This window comes from Vibrio sp. V42_P2S4T144 (assembly GCF_009904715.1).
Taxonomy (GTDB): Bacteria; Pseudomonadota; Gammaproteobacteria; order Enterobacterales; family Vibrionaceae; genus Vibrio; species Vibrio alginolyticus.
Genome location: NZ_WXWS01000454.1, coordinates 1 through 3115, shown reverse-complemented (window position 1 = coordinate 3115; position 3115 = coordinate 1). Strand labels below are relative to the sequence as shown.

The window sequence follows — 3115 nt, the reverse complement described above, 5'->3', positions numbered from 1 at the left end:
CTTGACTCCAAGGTTTCAAATGGAAAAACTTACCAATGCCAACACAACGGCGTTCACCATAATGATGAGGAGCTATTACTAGATAAGCGCACTCACTCTGTGGTACTCAATTACTTGCCAAACAAGAAATCTGTTCAGTTAACAAGCATTCAATTTAAGCTGCTGCAAACTCTCACTCACCATCAAGATCAAGTACTTAGTAAGCCTTTTCTTTACGAAACAGTACTAAAACGTGAATTTACTGAACATGATCGAGCACTCGATATGCACATGAGCAGAATGAGAAAGCGTCTAGTTCACGAAGGCGTTCCGACAGACAGAATTCAGACAGTCCACCGCCAGGGTTACATTTTCAAGCGCTCAGACAATCAACAGAAAAATTAACGCTAATTGACCCAACTTTTGGTAATTGACCGCTTATTTTGCTTTAATTAATGCAAATTCTAATCACGTAAAATAACTCAATGAATTTGCGCTTAATTTTTACACTTTGCATTGCTACTTTGTTTGCCGGCTGTGCAACCTATGCTGGTCTTAACTATGATCAACTGTTTGGTCCACAGCTCGTGCGTGAACGCACTGTTGACGTGGAAACCCCTCAAGCAAACTTCTTCCAAAGCGAAGTTAAACCCATTATGGATAACCGCTGTGTCGTCTGCCACGCGTGCTACGATGCACCATGTCAACTTAAGCTCTCTTCTGTTGAGGGCATTGACCGTGGTGCGAGTAAAGCACTGGTATATGAAGGAACAAGACTCACAGCCGCAGCACCAACACGCTTATTCGAAGATGCAGAAACAACCCAAGAGTGGCGCGATGCGGGTTTTCATCCGGTTCTCAACGAACGTGATCAAAGCATGGCAGCCAACATTGATGCAGGCCTTATCGCACGTTTGCTACAACAAAAAGAGCGCCACCCATTGCCTGACCAAGTCCAGTTAGAAGGCTTTGACTTTTCGATAGACCGAGAGCAAACCTGTCCAACGATTGAAGAATACGAGCAATACGAAAAGGATAACCCGACCTGGGGAATGCCTTTTGGTATGCCAAACCTATCAAACAGTGAATACCACACACTCATGACTTGGTTGGAAAACGGCGCAATAATGAACGTTCACCGACCTGTTAGTGAGAAAGAGCAAGCGCAAATAGATAAGTACGAAGCATTACTTAACCACTCTGATTTGAAAAATCAGCTGATGGCTAGGTATATATATGAGCATTTATTTTTATCTCATCTCTACTTTTCGGAACTCGATGAAGATCCCCGATTCTTCACGCTCGTCCGCTCTGCTACACCACCAGGACAGCCCGTCAAACGTATTTCAACGCGTCGCCCGTACGATGATCCAGGGGTTGAACGTGTGTTTTATCGAATTATTCCAGAGCAAGGGACCATAGTAGATAAAACTCACATGCCATTCGCGTTAAACAAGCAACGCATAGAGAACTGGAAAACTTGGTTTATTGATGCTGATTACATGGTTAGTCAGCTACCGAGTTATGAACCAGAAGTTGCTGCAAACCCGATGACATCATTCATCGACCTTCCAGTGAAGTCGCGCTTTAAGTTCATGCTAGATAATGCACAAAATACAATAATGGCATACATAAAAGGCCCAGTTTGTCGTGGCCAACTGGCATTGAATGTTATCAATGATCGCTTTTGGGTGTTTTTCCTTGATCCAGATAAAGCAGACATCCCAGAAGTAAATGAGTTTTACCGATCTCAGGCTGATAATCTAAAACTACCGGCAGAACAAGAAAGTAACACGCTACCTGTTACCAACTGGGTCAAGTACGCGCGTCAACAAGCTCGCTACCTAGAGGCTAAATCTGAGTTCACTAATAACTGGTTTAAAGAAGGTGAAAACCTATCCACCGATGTAATTTGGGATGGTAATGGCACCAACCATAATGCGGCATTAACGATATTCCGCCATTTTGATAGTGCTTCTGTTGTTCAAGGGTTAGTTGGTGAGCAGCCTAAAACAGTGTGGATTCTTGACTACGCGCTACTAGAGCGTATCCACTATTTGCTTGTTGCTGGGTTTGACGTTTACGGTAACTTCGGCCATCAGCTCATGACACGAATGTTTATGGACTTCTTGCGTCTAGAAGGCGAAAGTAACTTTATCTCGTTGTTACCTGCCGATATGCGCCATGAACTTCAATCTAGCTGGTATAAAGATCAAAGCCCGCAGTTGAGTGACTTTTTACAACGAAATGTGAAGCCGTTTAACCAACCAACCAGCGTTCAGTATAAGAGTGACGATCCAAAAACGGAGTTGGTGGAGTTCTTGAGAGAACATGTTTCAGATGTGCTTCTGCCTCGCTACGAAATTCAAGACACGGCTCTTTCTGCGAGTAGTGAAAAGCAACTAAAACGTATTGACCACGTTCGTGGTGAAGGCCTGAAAACCGTTCCGCAAATCACTATGCTTATGGTGAGAAGTCAATCAGGGGAAGATGAACTGTTCACCTTACTTCACAACAATGCACACACAAACATCTCTAGCTTGTTTGATGAAGAAAGTAACCGTGACTTTGCTAACGATGACATGACCATTGTACGCGGCGTTGTGGGAAGCTACCCTGCGGCATTTTTCTCGATCAACGAAAACCAAGTAAAAGATTTTGTCGATCAATTTAGTGCCATCCAAAACGAGTCCGATTACGTTAAGTTATTGGATAATTTTGCGATTCGTAGAAGCTCAGAAAAATTCTGGTCATTTAGCGATCGTTTACACAATTGGTACCGTACAAAACAACCGATCGAATTTGGATTACTTGACTATAATCGTTTTGAGAATCGATGATGATTTAAGGGGGTTCTCATGGGTATCCGAGATAACATTGCCGCTCTTGAACAACAGATTTACGTTGCTTGTTCTGAGGGAGACTACGAAACGGTCAATATGCTTGAGCATCAACTCGAATACTTGCGTGGCAAAGTGGAACATCCTTTTGATGATGACCCTTATGCCCTAGACACTCGATTCGAGTGGGAAGATGACATGACCGAATAGAAAAAACCTCCGGAAAGCCGGAGGTTTTTTTATTTTCAATGCTCGATGGATTACTTCGCCATTAACTCATCCAGAGCTTGAATTGA

General features: G+C 43.2%; 3 protein-coding genes. All 3 read left to right on the top strand.

Translation table 11 applies throughout. The features are described 5' to 3' along the window. Positions 1-384: winged helix-turn-helix domain-containing protein (locus CAG68_RS15310; RefSeq protein WP_237667882.1), on the top strand; the 384-nt coding region annotated here is incomplete at its 5' end. Positions 385-464: 80 nt separating this feature from the next. Beyond that, entirely contained in the window at positions 465-2819 is a 2355-nt protein-coding gene (locus CAG68_RS15305; protein WP_005388128.1) for a fatty acid cis/trans isomerase, read from the top strand. 18 nt (positions 2820-2837) lie between these two features. Beyond that, a complete protein-coding gene (locus CAG68_RS15300; RefSeq protein WP_005376565.1) occupies positions 2838-3029 on the top strand; it encodes a hypothetical protein in 192 nt (63 codons plus the stop codon). Positions 3030-3115 lie beyond the last annotated feature (86 nt).

Excerpts from the sequence above, each read along its gene's own strand:
- CAG68_RS15305 (WP_005388128.1), top strand. The coding sequence starts at position 465 with ATGAATTTGCGCTTAATTTTTACACTTTGCATTGCTACTTTGTTTGCC.
- CAG68_RS15300 (WP_005376565.1), top strand. The coding sequence starts at position 2,838 with ATGGGTATCCGAGATAACATTGCCGCTCTTGAACAACAGATTTACGTT.